This window comes from Acinetobacter sp. BD54 (assembly GCF_044778325.1).
GTDB classification, from domain to species: Bacteria; Pseudomonadota; Gammaproteobacteria; order Pseudomonadales; family Moraxellaceae; genus Acinetobacter; species Acinetobacter baumannii.
Genome location: NZ_JANJEP010000008.1, coordinates 36,540 through 54,282 on the forward strand (window position 1 = coordinate 36,540; position 17,743 = coordinate 54,282).

Annotated in this window: 15 protein-coding genes; 5 read left to right on the forward strand and 10 right to left on the reverse strand. The window is 39.6% G+C overall.

Features of this window, described 5'->3' with window-relative positions; genetic code table 11:
* Nucleotide 1 precedes the first annotated feature (1 nt).
* From NQ782_RS13695 to NQ782_RS13715, 5 genes are all read right to left on the reverse strand, one after another.
* A complete protein-coding gene (locus NQ782_RS13695; RefSeq protein WP_000498151.1) occupies nucleotides 2-1,021 on the reverse strand; it encodes a glycosyltransferase in 1,020 nt (339 codons plus the stop codon).
* 37 nt (nucleotides 1,022-1,058) lie between these two features.
* The gene (locus tag NQ782_RS13700) at nucleotides 1,059-1,997 is read right to left on the reverse strand and encodes a glycosyltransferase (protein ID WP_001170031.1); all 939 of its coding nucleotides are present in this window, start codon (nucleotides 1,995-1,997) and stop codon (nucleotides 1,059-1,061) included.
* Nucleotides 1,997-2,215 (reverse strand): hypothetical protein, encoded by a 219-nt coding sequence (locus tag NQ782_RS13705; RefSeq protein WP_267581232.1) that lies wholly within the window; start codon nucleotides 2,213-2,215, stop codon nucleotides 1,997-1,999. The genes NQ782_RS13700 and NQ782_RS13705 overlap by 1 nt, the downstream gene beginning before the upstream one ends.
* A 141-nt stretch (nucleotides 2,216-2,356) precedes the next feature.
* Complete coding sequence (gene aspS / locus NQ782_RS13710) at nucleotides 2,357-4,135, reverse strand: aspartate--tRNA ligase (protein ID WP_017725390.1); 1,779 nt, start codon at nucleotides 4,133-4,135, stop codon at nucleotides 2,357-2,359.
* A 170-nt stretch (nucleotides 4,136-4,305) separates the two neighbouring features.
* Nucleotides 4,306-5,070 (reverse strand): DUF4184 family protein, encoded by a 765-nt coding sequence (locus tag NQ782_RS13715; RefSeq protein WP_001116941.1) that lies wholly within the window; start codon nucleotides 5,068-5,070, stop codon nucleotides 4,306-4,308.
* 135 nt (nucleotides 5,071-5,205) lie between these two features.
* Between NQ782_RS13715 and znuD the strand changes: the two genes are divergently transcribed.
* Together znuD and NQ782_RS13725 are read left to right on the forward strand one after the other, a co-directional pair.
* Nucleotides 5,206-7,287, forward strand: coding sequence for a zinc piracy TonB-dependent receptor ZnuD (znuD, locus tag NQ782_RS13720; protein WP_049594531.1), 2,082 nt, complete (start codon nucleotides 5,206-5,208; stop codon nucleotides 7,285-7,287).
* 75 nt (nucleotides 7,288-7,362) lie between these two features.
* Complete coding sequence (locus NQ782_RS13725; protein WP_046127674.1) at nucleotides 7,363-8,826, forward strand: phospholipase D family protein; 1,464 nt, start codon at nucleotides 7,363-7,365, stop codon at nucleotides 8,824-8,826.
* A gap of 313 nt (nucleotides 8,827-9,139) precedes the next feature.
* Here NQ782_RS13725 and NQ782_RS13730 read toward each other — a convergent pair whose 3' ends face one another.
* Nucleotides 9,140-9,586: a hypothetical protein gene (locus tag NQ782_RS13730; RefSeq protein WP_004739912.1), complete on the reverse strand. Its 447-nt coding sequence runs from the start codon at nucleotides 9,584-9,586 to the stop codon at nucleotides 9,140-9,142.
* Between the two features lie 164 nt (nucleotides 9,587-9,750).
* On the opposite strand from NQ782_RS13730, the gene NQ782_RS13735 reads away from it, so the two are divergent.
* On the forward strand, nucleotides 9,751-10,134 hold the full coding sequence (locus NQ782_RS13735) for an RcnB family protein (RefSeq protein WP_000743009.1): 384 nt from the start codon (nucleotides 9,751-9,753) through the stop codon (nucleotides 10,132-10,134).
* A gap of 37 nt (nucleotides 10,135-10,171) precedes the next feature.
* Here the strand turns inward: NQ782_RS13735 and NQ782_RS13740 are convergent, their stop codons facing one another.
* From NQ782_RS13740 to NQ782_RS13755, 4 genes are all read right to left on the reverse strand, one after another.
* Nucleotides 10,172-10,654 (reverse strand): phosphate-starvation-inducible protein PsiE, encoded by a 483-nt coding sequence (locus NQ782_RS13740; protein WP_057093901.1) that lies wholly within the window; start codon nucleotides 10,652-10,654, stop codon nucleotides 10,172-10,174.
* Nucleotides 10,655-10,772: 118 nt separating this feature from the next.
* Nucleotides 10,773-12,554: an acyl-CoA dehydrogenase C-terminal domain-containing protein gene (locus NQ782_RS13745; protein WP_001123422.1), complete on the reverse strand. Its 1,782-nt coding sequence runs from the start codon at nucleotides 12,552-12,554 to the stop codon at nucleotides 10,773-10,775.
* 167 nt (nucleotides 12,555-12,721) lie between these two features.
* Nucleotides 12,722-14,524, reverse strand: coding sequence for an acyl-CoA dehydrogenase C-terminal domain-containing protein (locus tag NQ782_RS13750; RefSeq protein ID WP_001136747.1), 1,803 nt, complete (start codon nucleotides 14,522-14,524; stop codon nucleotides 12,722-12,724).
* Nucleotides 14,525-14,813: 289 nt separating this feature from the next.
* A complete protein-coding gene (locus tag NQ782_RS13755) occupies nucleotides 14,814-15,194 on the reverse strand; it encodes a hypothetical protein (RefSeq protein ID WP_000784267.1) in 381 nt (126 codons plus the stop codon).
* A 131-nt stretch (nucleotides 15,195-15,325) separates the two neighbouring features.
* Between NQ782_RS13755 and baeS the strand changes: the two genes are divergently transcribed.
* Complete coding sequence (gene baeS, locus NQ782_RS13760) at nucleotides 15,326-16,984, forward strand: sensor histidine kinase efflux regulator BaeS (protein ID WP_012300504.1); 1,659 nt, start codon at nucleotides 15,326-15,328, stop codon at nucleotides 16,982-16,984.
* Between the two features lie 19 nt (nucleotides 16,985-17,003).
* Entirely contained in the window at nucleotides 17,004-17,690 is a 687-nt protein-coding gene (locus NQ782_RS13765; RefSeq protein ID WP_000680577.1) for a response regulator, read from the forward strand.
* Nucleotides 17,691-17,743 lie beyond the last annotated feature (53 nt).

Sequence of the window (17,743 nt, forward strand, 5' to 3'; positions counted from 1 at the left end):
TTTATCGAGGCTGTTTCAATATTATTTTATATGGTGCGACTAAACAGGTTGATAAAATGAACTGAATAAGTAATTTGAGTATGTAAAAAGGGACAACATAAAAAGGTAGAGTCTGTAGTGCAGTGATACTCGTTGGAATAATTCGATCATAATAGCGACGACGAATTGCCAAAGAAGCATTTTTTCTCAATTCTTTAGATAAGCTCTGCTGGTTAATACAGTAAGCCTTTTTGGCTTCTGGATGTGTCTTGGAATAGTCTTTTAAGAATTGAGACATGCTTTGGCGGAGCAAAATCACTTGCCGTCTTACTTCAAAATGATCTTTTTTCTTTTTGGCTTGGGCAATAACACTGGTGTCATGGTAGCGGAAATAATTTAAACACTCATGCGTAAAGAAGATGTCACCTTGCGATACGATTTTTGCCCAAATTTCCCAATCACCAATAAAGCGTAGACTTGGATTAGCTCCACCTACATCGAAATAAGTCTGTTTTTTAAAAATGACACCACTGGCATTTGGAATGGTGTTTTGAGCATTTAAAAATCTTTCGATATATTCGAGACCATTCATTTCAAAATCATTTTCAAATAATTTTGAATCAACTTGATCAGTAAAATCTTTCCATGAACCCGTGACTTCACCTTGTGCATTCATTCGATGAGATTGGCTGTAGGCAAGAACAAGCTTAGGATTTTTTTCAAAATGAGGGACTAATTTTTCCAAAAATTGTAAGTCGGCAACATCATCAGACTCTGCAATCCAGATCAGATCGCCTTTTGCTAGATGCATGCCTTTGTTCCATTGGCAAAATGTTGAGCCTGAATTTTGTTCATTGATGATGCAATGTGAAACTTTCGGATGGCTTTTGTATTTCGCTAAAATTTCGGCACTATGATCGGGTGATAGATCATCTAAAAGAATCACTTCAAATTGCGAATAGCTTTGGTTAAGAATGCTCTCAATTCTGTCTTCTAAATATTGGTCATGGTTATAACTTGGAACAATAACACTAACAAACACGTGAGGGTGGCCTATACAAAATTAAAAAAGCTAAAACTTAAGCTTGAAGCAATAAGTCAACGACGGTCTCTATCCTATTTTTATAAGTATGACTCTGTTGAACTTTATACATGGCTGCTTCAGCGCTGATTATTGGATCTTTTAACTTCAATTGCAATTCTTGCGGATTCTCAAATGAAATAATTTCATTTTTGATATCAAAAGCATAGTTTAGATCTTCAACATACTCGCTTACCAAAATACAACCACAAGCCGGAGCTTCGAAACAACGCATATTCATACCTTGACGAATATTTTTCTTGTTAATGACATTCAAGATGTAACGATGCGTTCTGTAGAGTTCGGCAACTTCAGTCAAAGGAATATTGTGAGGGTGAACAATACTGTTTGATTTGCTGAGTTTATCCCATCCTTTCCCATAGACAGTGAGGGGAAGGGGAATCTGTTCAATGAGCTCTTGTCGATCAGGCGACCATGCGCCTACAAATAAAAGACGATCATCTTTTTGTTCATTGCTAGAAAAGAAGACATTTGGATTATAAGCAAGAGGCAGATAAATGGCATGATTTAGTCCCATTGCTCTCGCATCTTCGATAAAGCTAGAATCGGTAAAGCAATATAAATCAATGACGTCTTTAGATTTTAATAAGCGTTCATCAAAAAAGTCACCAATCCAATGTGCTTTTTTGCATGGAAAGTCTGCCAAAACTTGCAGTAAATGATCATTAAAATAAAAAAGATCGGCAATGAGAATCAAATCTGGCTGAAACGTTTGCAGTTTCTTTTTGAGTAAATTTGCCGTATATATATCTTTGTTTGGTAATAGCTTTTTCAGAAACCGATCGGTGGTATTGTTATGATTTAAGGCAAAGCCTTGGATTTCATAATCAGGGCTTTGATGGGCAGCAGCAAGAATATTTTCGTACCACTGCAAAATACCGCTGCGTTTACCAATGATGAGCAGTTTCTTTTGCATTACTTTTTATCCGCATTACCTTTGAGCACCATATAAATCAGTGCAACAAAGATAAGTAATGCACCGACTAAACTGCTTACACAGAAATAAAGAATACGTTGGTTCGTCGTGAGGTTAAATAATTCATTCGCAAGGATGTAGCGCATGAAAAACCATTGTGCGAGGGAGAATACAATCACGACTAAAGCATGTCGACGTACATCTGGGCGCATAACCATAAAGCTGACCTCTTAATTGAAAGCAGCTTATTATGCCACTGACGTGCTTTTTCGCAAAGCATAGCTTATAAAAACCGAATGTTTGTTTGAGACCGTCTAATAAAAAACCCTGCAATTGCAGGGTTTTTTATTAAAGAGCAATTAAGCTTCTTTCTTTTGTTGTTCACGTAAGCGGATGCCCAAGTCACGAAGCTGGTTTGCTTCAACAGGAGCCGGTGCTTGAGTAAGTGGACATTCAGCAGTTTTCGTTTTAGGGAACGCAATAACATCACGAATTGAAGTCGCGCCAGTCATAAGCATTACTAAACGGTCAAGACCAAATGCCAAACCACCGTGAGGAGGTGCACCGTAACGAAGCGCATTGAGTAAGAAGCTGAATTTTTCTTCTGCTTCTTCATCGGAAATACCAAGCGCTTCAAAAATCGCTTTTTGCATTTCTAATGTGTAAATACGAAGTGAACCACCACCAACTTCAGTACCGTTCAATACCATGTCGTAAGCAACAGAAAGTGCTTCGCCTGGATTGCTCTTCACATCTTCTACGCTAGATTTAGGTAATGTGAATGGATGGTGAACAGAAGTCCATTTGCCATCGTCAGTTTCTTCAAACATTGGGAAGTCAACAACCCAAAGTGGAGCCCACTCACAAGTCGCAAGGTTCAAGTCATGACCGATTTTGACACGAAGGGCGCCCATTGCATCATTTACAATTTTAGCTTTGTCCGCACCAAAGAATACGATATCGCCATTTTCAGCGCCAACACGTTCAAGCAATTGCATTACGATTGGTTCGATGAATTTAACGATAGGAGATTGAAGACCTTCAATTCCTTTTTCGATTTCATTGACTTTAATGTACGCTAAGCCTTTTGCACCGTAGATACCAACAAATTTAGTGTATTCGTCAATCTGACTACGTGTTAATGAACCTGCGCCCGGTACACGAAGTGCTGCAATACGGCCTTTAGGGTCTTTAGCTGGACCTGCAAATACTTTGAACTCAACTTCTTGCATTAAGTCTGCAACATCAACGAGTTTTAACGGAATACGCAAGTCTGGTTTGTCAGATGCATAATCACGCATTGCTTCGCTGTATGGCATACGGCGGAATTTTTCAAATTTTACGCCAAGCAAGTCGTTAAATAATTTAATAGTCATGCCTTCCATCAAATCCATAATATCATCGTCGTTTAAGAACGATGTTTCAATGTCGATTTGAGTGAATTCAGGCTGACGGTCAGCACGTAAGTCTTCATCACGGAAACATTTCGCGATTTGGTAGTAGCGATCAATACCACCAACCATCAACAATTGTTTGAACAATTGTGGTGATTGTGGAAGTGCATAGAAGCTACCATTTTGTACACGGCTTGGTACTAAATAGTCACGCGCACCTTCAGGGGTTGCACGAGTTAAAATCGGAGTTTCAACGTCTAAGAAACCATGATCGTCTAAATAGTTACGAATCAAGTTGGTTACTTTAGAACGGAAACGTAAGCGATCTAACATTTCTGGACGACGGATGTCCAAGAAACGATATTTTAAACGGTGTTCTTCTGACACGTTAATAGTGTCATCATTTAATGGGAATGGTGGAGTTTCAGATGCAGCAAGAACTTCGATTTCTTTGCCTAAAACTTCGATTTGACCACTCACCATATTTGGGTTTTCAGTACCTTCATAACGGCGACGAACACGACCTGTAACTTTTAATACATATTCAGAACGTGCTTTATCTGCAGTTGCAAATGCTTCTGGAGTATCTGGGTCAATAACCACTTGAACGAGACCATCACGGTCACGCATATCAAGGAAAATAACACCGCCATGGTCACGGCGACGATGTACCCAACCGCATAATGTAACGGTCTGGTCGATTTGGGCTTCAGTTAAAGAGCCACAGTAATGAGTTCGCATCATGATGAAGATTATCCAAACTATATTGGCTGAAAAGACGGATGCGTAAACCGCGCACCGTCAAAAAAATAAGTTTTCGATTATGCCCTGTTGAATGACATGCCACAAGAACTAGATCAAAAAACAGCTATAATTTAGCTAAAAATGAGCAATTTGGCAGCAACTTTAGCTATTTAGCCCATTCTTTGTTGTCGATCTAAAAATAAGAATAATAGACATCCCAAACTAAAAGTACTTAACCAACCTTGCATAAACTCATTAATAGAGCGGCCAGTAAAATAATAGGTATCAGAATGCCAAACCTCATGGGGAATATAACGGGCATAGTCCCAAAATGAAAATAAGCCTAAAAGTGTAGATAAAGTAAATAAACACCAAGCAAAAATTTTAATTTTATAATTTACTTTCCAATGCTGTTTATGGCGCTGATAGTAATGAATACTCATCCAGCCTAAAAAAGGTAATGCCAGAGCAGAAGAACCGAGTTGAAGAAGGCGATGCAATGGATAAGGGCGGCCAAACAAGTGAACAGTTTGCGATAAAAAGTCTTGAAATATAAAAGTTCTAAAGTCTGAGTGGGTAAGGCCATCCCAAATGAGATGTGTTGCTATACCAATGAGTAGAGCAATTATGATTCCAATAAAAAAGCTAAAAAAATGTCTAAAAGAATCTAGTTTTAAATCGTGTTGGATACCAAAAAAACGGTAAACCACAGGTCGGTAAAGTAAGTACCAAATGACACAGAATAATAACCCTAATGCAAGATTAGGGTAGAAAAGCCCCTTCCATTGATGAGTCAGCATACCTGATTGCATTGTAAATAAGCGGTAAAGATCGGGCGTCATACTGCCAATTGCTAAGGCGGCAATGGGTAACGTATTTCGGCTCAATTTAGCAAGTGGAGGGGCGATAACTGCATGGGAGATTGTAAAAGGCATTAGAAAAGAAAGCTTCTCACATCATCAAAAAGTTGAGTCTATCGAAACATGTCATTAACGAATGTTTTTTATTGCAAAACAACTGAAATGTTATAATATAACAAAACAAAAGGCGTACGATTAGAGACTCACCTCATGTTGTTCTATAAAAATATTTTGACCTTATCCATTTTGGCTGCCATATCTATACCTGTATTTGCAGCAGAAAATGAAAATGTTGAGAAGTTAGAAACTATCCGCATCAAGGCGCACCCCCTTGAGCAAACTTCAAAAGATTTTGCAGTCGCTGATACTGTAGTTGACCAAAAGCATTTGACTGAAGGGGCCGCCACTATTGGGGATGCGCTCAATAGTGAGGTGGGGATTTATGCGAATCAGTTTGGGGCTGGTTCAAGTCGTCCGGTGATTCGTGGCCAAGATGGACCACGTGTTAAAGTTCTTCAAAATTCATCTGAAAATGTGGATGTCTCAACTTTGTCTCCTGATCATGCTGTAACAGTAGATCCAGTTCTCGCAAAACAAGTTGAAGTGATTCGTGGACCCTCTACTTTATTGTTTGGTGCGGGAACTGTTGGTGGTTTAGTCAACGTTATTGATAACAAGATCCCTACACAAATGCCTGAAAATGGTTATGAAGGACAAGTTGGCTTACGTTACAACACTGGAAGTGATGAAAAGCTGGCGAGTGCTGGGGTAACTGTAGGGTTGGGAAGCCAAGTTGCATTACGTGTTGAAGGGTTAACACGTGATGCGAATAACTATATTGCACCAAACTATATTCATGAAGGTGAAAAAGAGCGCCGTGTAGACAATACTTTTGCGCAGGGTGACTCGGTTAATGTTGGTTTGTCTTGGATTTATGACCGTGGTTATACGGGTATTTCTTATAGTAATCGTCGAGACCAGTATGGCTTACCCGGGCATAGCCATGAGTACGAAAGTTGTAGCGCTCATCTAGGTGGAAGACCGCATTTGCATTGTGATCCACATGAACATGAGCACGAAGATGGAGAAGAAGCTCACGATCATGAGCATGAAGAACATGAGCATGAACATGGCGGTCCATGGATTGACTTAAAGTCTGAGCGTTATGATTTTAAAACCGAGTTAAACGATCCATTTGCAGGCTTCCAAAAGTTACGTGCCCAAGCGAGCTATACAGATTATCAGCATGATGAGATTGAAGAAGGGGCAATCGCAACTCGATTCCAAAACAAAGGTTATGATGGGCGTATTGAGTTAGTCCATAACCCTATTGCTGATTGGGAAGGGGTAATTGGTACCCAGTTAGGCCAACAAAAACTAAATTTAACTGGTGAAGAAGCATTTATGGCACCAACTACTACCAAAAAGTGGAGTGTTTTTGCTTTAGAACATAAACAATGGAAAGATGTTCATTTTGAACTTTCTGCTCGTGCAGATCAGCAAGAAATCGATGTAGATGATAACTCTAAACAAGATTTTGACGGTTCTGCTTTTTCCTATGCAGGTGCTGCCAACTGGGAGTTTGCGCCAAATTATAAGCTTTCATTTGTAGCATCACACCAAGAGCGTCTGCCTCTTGCTCAAGAGTTATATGCAAATGGTGCCCATTTTGCGACCAATACTTATGAGTTAGGAAATGATCAACTCAGTAAGGAAAAATCAAATAATGTTGAGTTAGGTTTGCATTTTGATAATGACAAACTTGATTATCATCTTCATGTTTACCATAACTGGTTTGATGACTACATCTATGCGCAAACCCTTGACCGTTATAAAGACTTTCGCTTAGTTCAATATACTCAAGATAAAGCACGTTTCTATGGTGCTGAGGGTGAAATTGGTTATCAAATTACTCCAATGTACAAGATCAGTGCTTTTGGTGACTATGTACGCGGTAAAATTGATGCCGAGGGTAACGCCCCACGTATTCCAGCGGGACGTTTAGGTACTAAAGTTGATGCAGACTTTGGCTATGGATTTAGTGGTTCTGCCGAGTACTACCATGTCTTTAATCAAGATAAGATCGCAGCTTATGAAACCGAAACAGAAGGCTACAACATGCTCAATTTAGGGGTAGCATACTCTGGACAATATGGTGCAAAAACAGATTATCGTGTTTATATGAAAGCAAATAACTTGTTAGATGACACGGTTTATCAACATGCGTCGTTCTTATCAAATATCCCGCAAGTTGGACGTAACTTTACCGTCGGTGTAGATTTTAGTTTCTAAGGCTTCAACACGAAACTAAACTTGAAAAATCAAGCCAAAAGACCTAATTTGAAACTATCAAGTTAGGTCTTTTTTATGCGTATTTTTCAGCGAATTCATCAAAAGTTAAATTGGTCAGGACGTCGTTATATGGCGGTCATACTTTGCGTTGTTGCTATTGCATATCTTGCATCGACAATTTATCACACAGTAAAACCATTACCACAAGGGATTAACTTTAGTGGCAAGCTTAGACATGCCGAAGTCAAATTTTTAGCTGATAAAACGTATATTGATGCGAAAGGGCAACAGCAGGTTGATCAGCACATCTTTGATGAAATCTTGAAAATGATTGATGAGGCAAAAACCACGATTGTGGTAGATATGTTCTTGTTTAATTCAGAAGTGGGTGACTCGAAACTCAAGCAAAGACCATTGATGCAAGAGCTCACTGATGCATTAGTGAGTAAAAAAAGACAAAACCCTCAAATTCAGGTTGTTATGATTACCGACCCGATTAATTCGGTATATGGTGGACTAAGCCCTGAACACTACCGTCAATTACGCCAAGCTGGTGTTGATGTCATCGAAACGAATCTGGCACCTTTACGTGCTTCTAACCCATTCTGGTCAGGGTTTTGGTACATCTGTTGCCAAAATATTGGCAATAATCCAGAGAAAGGCTGGTTACCCAACCCATTTGGCGATGAAAAAATTACGCTACGTAGTTATTTGAACTTATTTAACTTTAAAGCAAACCATCGTAAAACTGTTGTCGTTGATACCGATGCGGGTTGGAAGTCATTGGTGACCTCAGCAAATCCGCATGATGGTAGTTCGCGCCATTCTAATGTGGCATTGGTGGTAAATGGAGCCACAGCTGCTGATGTACTTCAAACCGAAGCTGCTGTTGCGCAAATGTCAGGAAGTAGTACACCATCACTTATTTTAGGCGATTTTGAAAAAGACGTTAGCAAGCCTCAAGTTCAAGTGCTAACTGAAGGGGCAATCTATGAAGCTGTATTAAAATTAATTAATACGGCTAAACCTAAAGAACATCTTGATTTAAGTATGTTCTATTTGTCTGAACGTAAGATTATTAAAGCTCTAAAAAGTGCCCAAGAACGTGGCGTTATTGTTCGTGTTTTACTCGATCCAAATAAAGATGCGTTTGGTAGACAAAAGAATGGTATCCCAAACCGTCAGGTAGCGTCAGAGTTACATGCTGCTGGCATTCCAATTCGTTGGTGTGATACTCATGGCGAGCAGAACCATAGCAAAATGATCTTGAAATATAATGCTCAACAAGCTGAGTTAATTGTAGGATCTGCCAATTTTACAGCCCGTAATTTAAAAAATTATAACCTTGAAACGGATATGTTGGTTGTAGGCAAAGTTCAAGATCAAGTCTTTAAAGACGCTCAGAATTACTTCAATACTTCGTGGTCAAACCTACAAGGTAGACAGATGAGCGTGGATTATGCGAAGTATGCTGATGAGTCTAAAGTGAAGTATTGGATTTATCGTTTTATGGAATGGTCAGGTTTATCGACTTTTTAATTACTATCTTGAAGTTTTCCAAAAAATGGCTTGTGCTTAGAGTCATCCACAACCTGAGCGAGGGAAAGCAAACATCGTTTGCTTCGAGCGCAAGACAAACAAAGTGCGTAGTTCAAACTCAAGCATAGCTTTCGCCTTGCGGTACGGCAAAGATTATTAATCTTTGCTATTCGCACCTCAGGTTTTGTGGATGACAAATGCTTTTGGTTACTTTGGGCGAAACCAAAGTAACGAATTAGCTACTAAAAGTAGAACTTAAAGCGGTAAGACCCCGTCGTGCTAATTAAAAATAGAGAATAAAACTTGGAATATTTTAAGGCGCAGGCGGAATCAACTGATCTAAAGCCTTATCATCTAACTTCTCTATTTCACTCAAATCCGTCTTAATTTTCCACTGCGACTCATCATCTACAGGATTCGGCAAACGCGCTTCAAGCCAATCACAAACCACATCTGGAGAAAACTCAGGGTGATTACACTGAATAACCCATGATAAAAAATCTTTTGCTTCACCATTCATGTAAGGTGGTGGAGACACAGGAAAGAATAAAGTAGGTAAACGCTCATTCGTCGACAGGTAATTTAAAACATGCCCTAGTTCTTGAACGGTTTGCCATGCGAGAGGGTGTTCTACATCAATACTGAACTTAAACCACCAAGCGCGTTCGCCATCTGCTCCATGAGCCATGATACGGGCTTCTTGTACACTTGGAACTTTGCAGAAAAATTGATGAAGACGTTCAAAACTGATTTCAGACACAGCAATTGACCTAGCTTGAAAAATGCTAATGGTAGCACAGATACAGATTCTTCATATTTTCTTTATAGTCATTACAAACAATATCAATCAAAGCCATTTTATTCATGGTTTCTCCTTGACTCTCTCTTAATCTAGCTTCAGATCAAGATAAAAAGGAATACTCCATGAAAAAGCCTATTGTTCTCGTACTTTCAACATTAATGTTGGGTATGTCGGCAACTGCGATGGCCGATTCAAATCATCGTTGGGATAACTATCACGGTAAAGACCATAATCGCTATGAACAGCGTCATGATTATCGTTATGACCACCGCAATGATCATAGAGCTCCTGTTTGGTCACACTCTGAGCGTGGCAACCATTATGGCCGATATGTAGCCTTTAAGCGCGGTGATCGTATTCCTGTGGAATACCGTAATAGCCGTTATTATGTCTCCGACTGGCGTGCACATCGCTTATATGCACCACCACGTGGATACCACTGGGTGAAGACTCCTAACCAATACTTATTGGTTGACTCGAAACATCACATTTATCGAGTTCGTTAAACGTAAAGTAAAAAATGGCCAGCTTAGGGCCATTTTTTTATGCCAACTCGTCATCTTGCGGTTGGGGTGTTTTTAAAGAAGTAGGTGTTTTTGAATGTTTTTCTTTCATAACAGATGGGTAGTGCCAAGAAGCAAAACGGACAACTAAAATAGAGAGAGCTAAAATAAGAATTGAGCCAGTAATAATGACTTGATCAAGGTCGGCTTTATGGTCATGTTGGATATCAGAAATAAGTAAACGTGTTAGGGCTGTAATGGCGACATAAATAAGAAAGCGTACAGGCATATGATTGGTTTTAAAGTAAATTCCAACCATTGCCCCAAGTTCTAGGTAAATAAATAACAATAAGATGTCATCGATTGATGCATATTTTTTGACGGTCAAAATTTCAAAAACGGTATGAGCAGCAGACCAAGCAATCATACAGCCTATAATAAATAAGGCTAAATAATGAAAAGCCTCAACAGCATAATGTCCAAACCAATCAAGGGTTCTTTCAAACTTTTTGGGATCAGGCATAGTAAAATCTTTTTTGATATGAGAATGTTTAGAAATTAAACAAATTTTGTGCCAATGGAAATAGTAAATACAAAATAAAAAACGCCTGATTATTCAGGCGTTTTTATAAAAAATTTAATTACGCTTGGTTTGTAAAGTAATCTTCACTAAAGCCCATAATTAAGTCTGAACCTGCTTTGATTTTAGCAATACGTGCATCAATATCTGGCAAGATACGTTCAACAAAGTATTGAGCCAATGCAAGTTTGTTTTGGTAGAAATCACCAGACTTGTCTTTAGCAGCGGCAGCAATTTTTGCAAACATATAAGAGAAGCTGAGTAGACCCACTGCATGTAAGTAATCAACAGCAGCAGAGTTCGGGAACTCTACGTTCTCTGCAGCTTGCTCAATAATAAACTGAGTGATTGCTTCGATTTCAGTTGCAGCATCTAAAGTTGCATCTTTAATGAAGTTCAAATCAGTGTCTAAGTCATTTGCAAAGTCACGAATTTCAGTGATGTATTCAGCAATGAATGCACCGCCACATTTAATGGTTTTACGACCAATTAAATCTTGAGATTGAACGCCGTTAGTTCCTTCGTAGATTTGAGCAATACGAAGATCACGGATACATTGCTCCATACCCCATTCACGAATATAACCGTGACCACCAAATACCATTTGAGCATCTAATGTCGCTTGGAAGGCTGTATCTGTGAGGTAAGCTTTTGCAATTGGGGTTAAAAGCGCAACACGGTCATTGGCTTTTTTCACGGCTTCTGCATCAGTTGAGAATTTAGTGATATCGAGCTGCTGGCCTACATAAACTGCAAAGGCACGAGAAGCTTCGTTGTTTGCACGTACATTTAACAACATACGACGTACATCGCCGTGGACTAAAATGCTATCAGCGGGTTTGCTTGGTGACTGAACACCAGCTGCACTACGACCTTGTAAACGGTCAGTCGCGTATTGAGCAGCATTTTGATAAGCAAATTCAGAAGCACCTAAACCTTGAATACCCATTGATAAACGTTCGTAGTTCATCATCACGAACATGGCAGCAAGGCCTTCGTTTTCTTTACCAACGAGGTAACCTTTCGCACCGTCAAAGTTCATCACACAAGTTGCAGATGCTTTGATCCCCATCTTATGTTCAATAGAGCCTGGACCAACATGGTTACGGTCGCCTAAAGAACCATCTTCATTTACAAGGTATTTCGGTACAATAAATAGCGAGATACCACGTGAACCAGCAGGAGCATCTGGAGTTTTAGCAAGTACTAAGTGAATGATGTTTTCTGCTAAATCGTTGTCACCGCCAGTGATGAAGATTTTAGTACCTGTAATGTTATAAGTACCATCTTCATTGCGCTCGGCTTTAGTTTTGATAATACCTAAGTCAGTACCGGCATGTGGTTCAGTCAAACACATGGTACCTGACCATTCACCTGAATAAATCTTAGGTAAATACGTTTCTTTTTGTTCTTGAGATGCGTAGCTGCTTAAAGCCATACCTGCACCCACTGAAAGAAGCGGGTAAAGCATGAAAGATGGGTTTGTCGCGAATAACATTTCATCGGCAAGAACGGTAAGCATTTTTGGCATGCCTTGACCGCCCCATTCTTCATCTGCACCTAAGCCAATCCAACCACCTTCTGCATATTGACGAAATGCATCTTTAAAGCCAGCAGGAGTAAAGACTTCGCCGTTTTCGTAGCGAGCGCCTTCTTCATCACCAGTACGGTTTAATGGATGAGTCACGTTCTGAGCAAATTTAGCCATTTCTTCTAAAATTGCTTCAGCTGTTGCAGCATCTACATGAGCGAGTTTCTCATTAGCCTGCCAAAATTGTTCTGCTTTAAATACATCATTTAAGATGAATTTCATATCAGCTAAAGGAGCATTGTAAATTGGCATAATCGTTCACCTTTTTTGTGCACATCGGCCTGTGCTAGATATCCTGTAAAACGAAATGGATATTGAATTTAAAATCTAAATTTATCATTGATTTTATAAAAAAAGGACCGTCAAAACTGAGCAGTCCTTTTTTGGTTTTTAACATTGCATATCGCAACTAACTATGATTAGAAAGCGAAATGTTCAGCATCTAATGCCATCAATGGGTCTAAACCACCTGCGATAACGTCTACATGAGAGCGTACACGCGGTAAAATTTTCTTGAAGTAGAAGCGAGCAGTAGTTACTTTCGCATTGTAGAAATCAACATCGGTTGTACCCGCCGCTAATTTCTCTTGTGCTACAAGCGCCATACGAGCCCATAGATAAGCTAAAGTAACGTAACCAGAGAAGTAGAGGTAATCTACAGCCGCTGCACCCACTTCATCCGGATTTTGCATTGCACGCATACCGATTTGCATAGTGAGGTCGCCCCATTCTTTGTTCAGCGCAGCAAGTGGCTCAACAAACTCTTTCATGGCAGGATTGTCTTTATTTGCTTCTACAAACTTGTGAACAATCTTAGTGAAATCACGAAGCATTGCACCTTGAGTTTGTAAAACTTTACGGCCTAACAAGTCCAGTGCTTGAATTTCAGTTGTACCTTCATACAAGCAAGCAATACGTGTATCACGTACGATTTGCTCCATGCCATGCTCAGAAATGAAGCCATGACCACCGAACACTTGAACACCGTGCTTAGCTGATTCAGAACCTGTTTCAGTTAAGAATGCTTTTGCAATTGGAGTCAATAAAGACAAGATGTTGTCAGCAAACTTACGCTCTTCTTCAGTTTCGCCTTTTTCAACGATATCTGCATATTGAGCAAGTAAGTACACAAGTGCACGACCACCTTCAGCAAACGCTTTTTGAGTTAAAAGCATATTACGAACGGCAGGGTGAACGATAATTGGATCTGCTTCTTTTTCTGGAGCTTTAGGACCAGAAAGTGAACGCATAGCTAAACGTTCTTTCGCGTAAGTTAAAGCACCTTGGAAAGAAGACTCAGATGCAGATAAACCTTGAACCGCGGTACCAATACGTGCTGTGTTCATGAAGGTAAACATACAGTTCAAACCACGGTTTTCAGGGCCAATTAAATAACCTTTTGCTTGGTCAAAGTTAATGACACAAGTCGCGTTACCGTGAATACCCATTTTGTGTTCGATTGAACCACAACGTACGGCATTACGTTCGCCTAGAGTTCCGTCTGCATTGACGTTGAACTTAGGAACGATAAATAACGAAATCCCTTTAGTCCCTTTTGGTGCGCCTGGTAGACGAGCAAGAACGATATGGATAATGTTTTCAGCCATGTCGTGTTCACCAGCAGAGATAAAGATTTTCTCGCCAGAGATTGCATAGCTACCATCTGCATTTGGTTCTGCTTTAGTACGGATAATACCTAAGTCTGAACCTGCATGAGATTCAGTTAAACACATCGTACCTGTCCAAACACCTGAAACAAGGTTTGGTAAGTAAGTATTTTTTTGCTCTTCAGAACCGTGATGTTCTAATGTACGTACTGCACCGTGAGACAAACCAGGGTACATACCCCATGCCCAGTTAGAGCTACCTACCATTTCTGAAATTGCGATACCTAAAGAGTTAGGTAAACCTTGACCACCGTATTGTTCTTCTGCTGATAAAGACGGGAAGCCAAGTTCGATGTATTTTTGATAAGCTTCTTTAAAGCCTGTTGGTGTAGTTACAACACCATCATTCCAAGTACAACCTTCACGGTCGCCAACTTGGTTTAAAGGAGAAAGTTCATTTTCACAGAAGTCTGCCGCAGCTTCTAAATATTGATCAACCAATTCACGGCTTACGTTACCTTGAAAGTCAGGTAATTTTGCATAGTGTTCTTCAGCATTTAATAATTCATGCAAAACGAATTGCATATCACGTAAGGGCGCTTTGTATTGTGGCATATCGGGTTCCTCAATACTGGTGAAACCAGAGTTATAATCCTAATCTACGATAATGTGCCATAAGGCACCTTGAACTATTACATCGTGCAACAACTTGCATAACTGTACAAGCACCTCGGGGCCTTTACTTTGTGACTGCAAAGTCAAGAAAAAAATACTTGAACTATGTAAGTGCTTTGAGTGTAAACACTTTTGATGAAGTTTAGATGAGACAAATAGTCAAAATCGTAAATAGTTATGTATAAACAAAAGGCGCCTTCTGGCGCCTTTTGTTTTATTGTTTTTAGAATTATTTTGCTTGAGATGCTACTGGAGCAGGTGCATTGACTGGTGGTTGAGGACGTTTTGGCTCAAAGCGGAGGTTACATGTACCTTCAAGTGTTTTATCTCCAACTTGAACATTGACAGTTTGTCCAACAGCTTTACCTTCACATGCTTTTTGAATTTGCTCAAAACGAGCTTTACGCTCTGCACGGTGTTGTTCCCATGCTGCTTTTTGTTCAGGCGTAAATTCACGGTGTTTCATACGATGGTGGTGACCATCACGTGGGCCATCTTGCATCATGCCATGTTCTGGCTTAGGTGGTTGAGTTGTTGATTGACAAGCAGCCAAACTACCCATAGTTACAATTGCTGCACTGAATAATGCAATTTTAGCCGTCATTTTCATGGTTAAAACCCTTTAATGTTTGTTTTAAGATGGCTTAAAGATTAGATAATAAAGATGAAGAAACAATGGAGAGTTTTTCTTTTCGTTGTTGGTTACAATGCAAAATATAGAGTAAAAATGAGAGAGTGCTTTTGAACGTTCTACGTGTTCCCATAGCCTTGCGGTTATTTTTAACGGTCTTGCTTACCACGCTGTTAATTGCAACTGCAAGTTTGAGTGTTCTGCACTGGACGATGCAAAAGAACTTTGCCAAATATGTAGCCGATGTTGAAATGCAAAAGCTAGATCGGCTCATTACTAATCTGGGAAATGTATATACTGTTTATCATGATTGGGGGAATGCGATTCAGGCGCAAATCTTACAAATTGAAGGAACGGCAGCACCAGATGATTATGACCGTCTTTCCCAGTGGTGGTTACGCCGTCAATATGATATTGCCATTCAGCAGCATTCTTTCGATGAACACACTCTCATTAATATTTCTCCAGATGCGGGAACGGTAAATAAAAACTCTATTTTTAGTGATGAAGAACTACGTACACTTGAGCAAAACTTACCTTCGGAATATCAACCGTTTGAAGGTTTAAGATTCCCGCTAAGTGCAAACCAGTTTCGTCCAAGCGATGATAAAAACAAATCAAAAAAAGGAAGCCTCAAAGACATTGAGACGCAAAATGGTAAGAAGCGTTTTATTGCTTTACCAGACCGGCTGGGCTTAAGTTCTCGTTTATCTTTATATGATGCCAAACACCAGTTTGTAGTCGGTGAACCGCCGTCTTCGGATCAGATGTCTTATCGCCCGATTATGGTCAATAGTCAGGTCGTAGGTTATTTAGGTCTAAAACCAGTTTTAGATAAAGAAGATGCATTAAGTATTAATTTCTTCAGTAATCAAAAGCGCTATTTACTTTTAATTTATGCCTTAACATTACTGTCGAGTTTAGTTGCAGCACTTTTAATGGCAACTTATTTTAAAAAGCCAATTCAGCGTCTATTAAATGCAACAAATGAGTTAACAAAAGGTAATTATCAACACCAAGTTGTGATTAAACGAAATGATGAGTTAGGTGATTTATCTACTCAATTAAATCATTTAGCTGAAATTTTACATCAGCATGAAGAATCACGACGTCAATGGGTTGCAGATACCTCTCATGAATTGAAAACTCCATTGGCTGTTTTGCAAGCGCAGATTGAAGCGATGCAAGATGGTATCCGAAAGGCAACACCTGAACATCTTGATGCCATGATGCGACAAGTTTCGAGTTTAAAGAAATTGACACAAGATCTGGCAGACTTGGCTCAGGCTGATGCTCAACAACTTAAATGTTATTTGAGTTCGGTTAATCCTTGGGAAGTTATACTGCAAGAAGTCGAAAATTTCAGACCTAAACTCGAACAAGCAGGGTTAGAAATTGAGGTGGAAGGTGAAGGCGCTTCTTTATTGTTAGACCGTGATCGATTTAAACAAATTATTGTTAACTTGATCGGTAATAGTATTCGCTATACCGAAACAGGTGGAAAGATTCATATTCATACAAATCAAACGTCTCAGGAGTGGACTTTATATGTTGATGACAGTCCATTTGGTTTAAGTGATGAGCAATTATCACGTTTAGGTGAACGTTTTTATCGTGTCGATGATTCGCGTACGCGTAGTACAGGTGGAACAGGACTAGGCTTAGCTTTATCTTGTAAAATTGCGCAGGCGCTTGGTGGTACACTCAGTTTTGAACACTCACCATTAGGTGGTTTACGTTGTGTACTGACCTTTAAAAAGCAGAGTTAAATAAAAGGAAAAATGGCCCATGAAACATATTATGTTGGTTGAGGATGAAGTCGAGTTAGCGCATCTGGTGCGTGATTATCTTGAGGCTGCTGGATTCGAAGTAAGCATGTTTCATGATGGTCAGGATGCTTACACGAGCTTTCAACAACGTAAACCTAATTTAATGATTCTGGACTTAATGGTTCCAAGAATGGATGGTTTAACGATTTGCCGTAAGGTACGTGAACAGTCAGATTTACCGATTATTATGGTGACAGCACGTACCGAAGAAATTGATCGTGTCTTAGGCCTAAACATGGGGGCAGATGATTATGTGTGCAAACCTTTTAGTCCAAAAGAACTGGTTGCTCGTGTACAGGCCGTTTTACGCCGTTTAGAACGTAAGGCTGAGCCAGAGCAAAATGATTCTTTCCGTATTGATAAAGCACAGCAAAGAATTTGGTATCAACAAAAATCTTTAAGTTTAACGCCCACAGAATTTCGCCTACTTGAGTTATTTTTAGAACATGTGGGGCAAGTTTATTCACGTGCACAATTATTAGATCATATTAATCCGGACAGCTTTGATGTTGCCGACCGAGTTATTGATAGCCATATTAAAAACTTGCGTCGAAAAATCACGGAAGTGGCCGAAACTGGTAACCGTCATGAGTGGATTCAAGCTGTTTATGGAGTAGGTTACCGCTTCGAATATCCAGAAGAATAATTGCTTAGAAAAGTTATGCTGTGGATAACCACAATGTTATCCACAGAAAATGT

Coding starts and splice junctions, on each gene's coding strand:
- NQ782_RS13700 (WP_001170031.1), bottom strand. CDS start 1,997: ATGCAAAAGAAACTGCTCATCATTGGTAAACGCAGCGGTATTTTGCAG.
- NQ782_RS13705 (WP_267581232.1), bottom strand. CDS start 2,215: ATGGTTATGCGCCCAGATGTACGTCGACATGCTTTAGTCGTGATTGTA.
- aspS (WP_017725390.1), bottom strand. CDS start 4,135: ATGATGCGAACTCATTACTGTGGCTCTTTAACTGAAGCCCAAATCGAC.
- NQ782_RS13715 (WP_001116941.1), bottom strand. CDS start 5,070: ATGCCTTTTACAATCTCCCATGCAGTTATCGCCCCTCCACTTGCTAAA.
- znuD (WP_049594531.1), top strand. CDS start 5,206: ATGTTGTTCTATAAAAATATTTTGACCTTATCCATTTTGGCTGCCATA.
- NQ782_RS13725 (WP_046127674.1), top strand. CDS start 7,363: ATGCGTATTTTTCAGCGAATTCATCAAAAGTTAAATTGGTCAGGACGT.
- NQ782_RS13735 (WP_000743009.1), top strand. CDS start 9,751: ATGAAAAAGCCTATTGTTCTCGTACTTTCAACATTAATGTTGGGTATG.
- NQ782_RS13740 (WP_057093901.1), bottom strand. CDS start 10,654: ATGCCTGATCCCAAAAAGTTTGAAAGAACCCTTGATTGGTTTGGACAT.
- NQ782_RS13745 (WP_001123422.1), bottom strand. CDS start 12,554: ATGCCAATTTACAATGCTCCTTTAGCTGATATGAAATTCATCTTAAAT.
- NQ782_RS13750 (WP_001136747.1), bottom strand. CDS start 14,524: ATGCCACAATACAAAGCGCCCTTACGTGATATGCAATTCGTTTTGCAT.
- NQ782_RS13755 (WP_000784267.1), bottom strand. CDS start 15,194: ATGAAAATGACGGCTAAAATTGCATTATTCAGTGCAGCAATTGTAACT.
- NQ782_RS13765 (WP_000680577.1), top strand. CDS start 17,004: ATGAAACATATTATGTTGGTTGAGGATGAAGTCGAGTTAGCGCATCTG.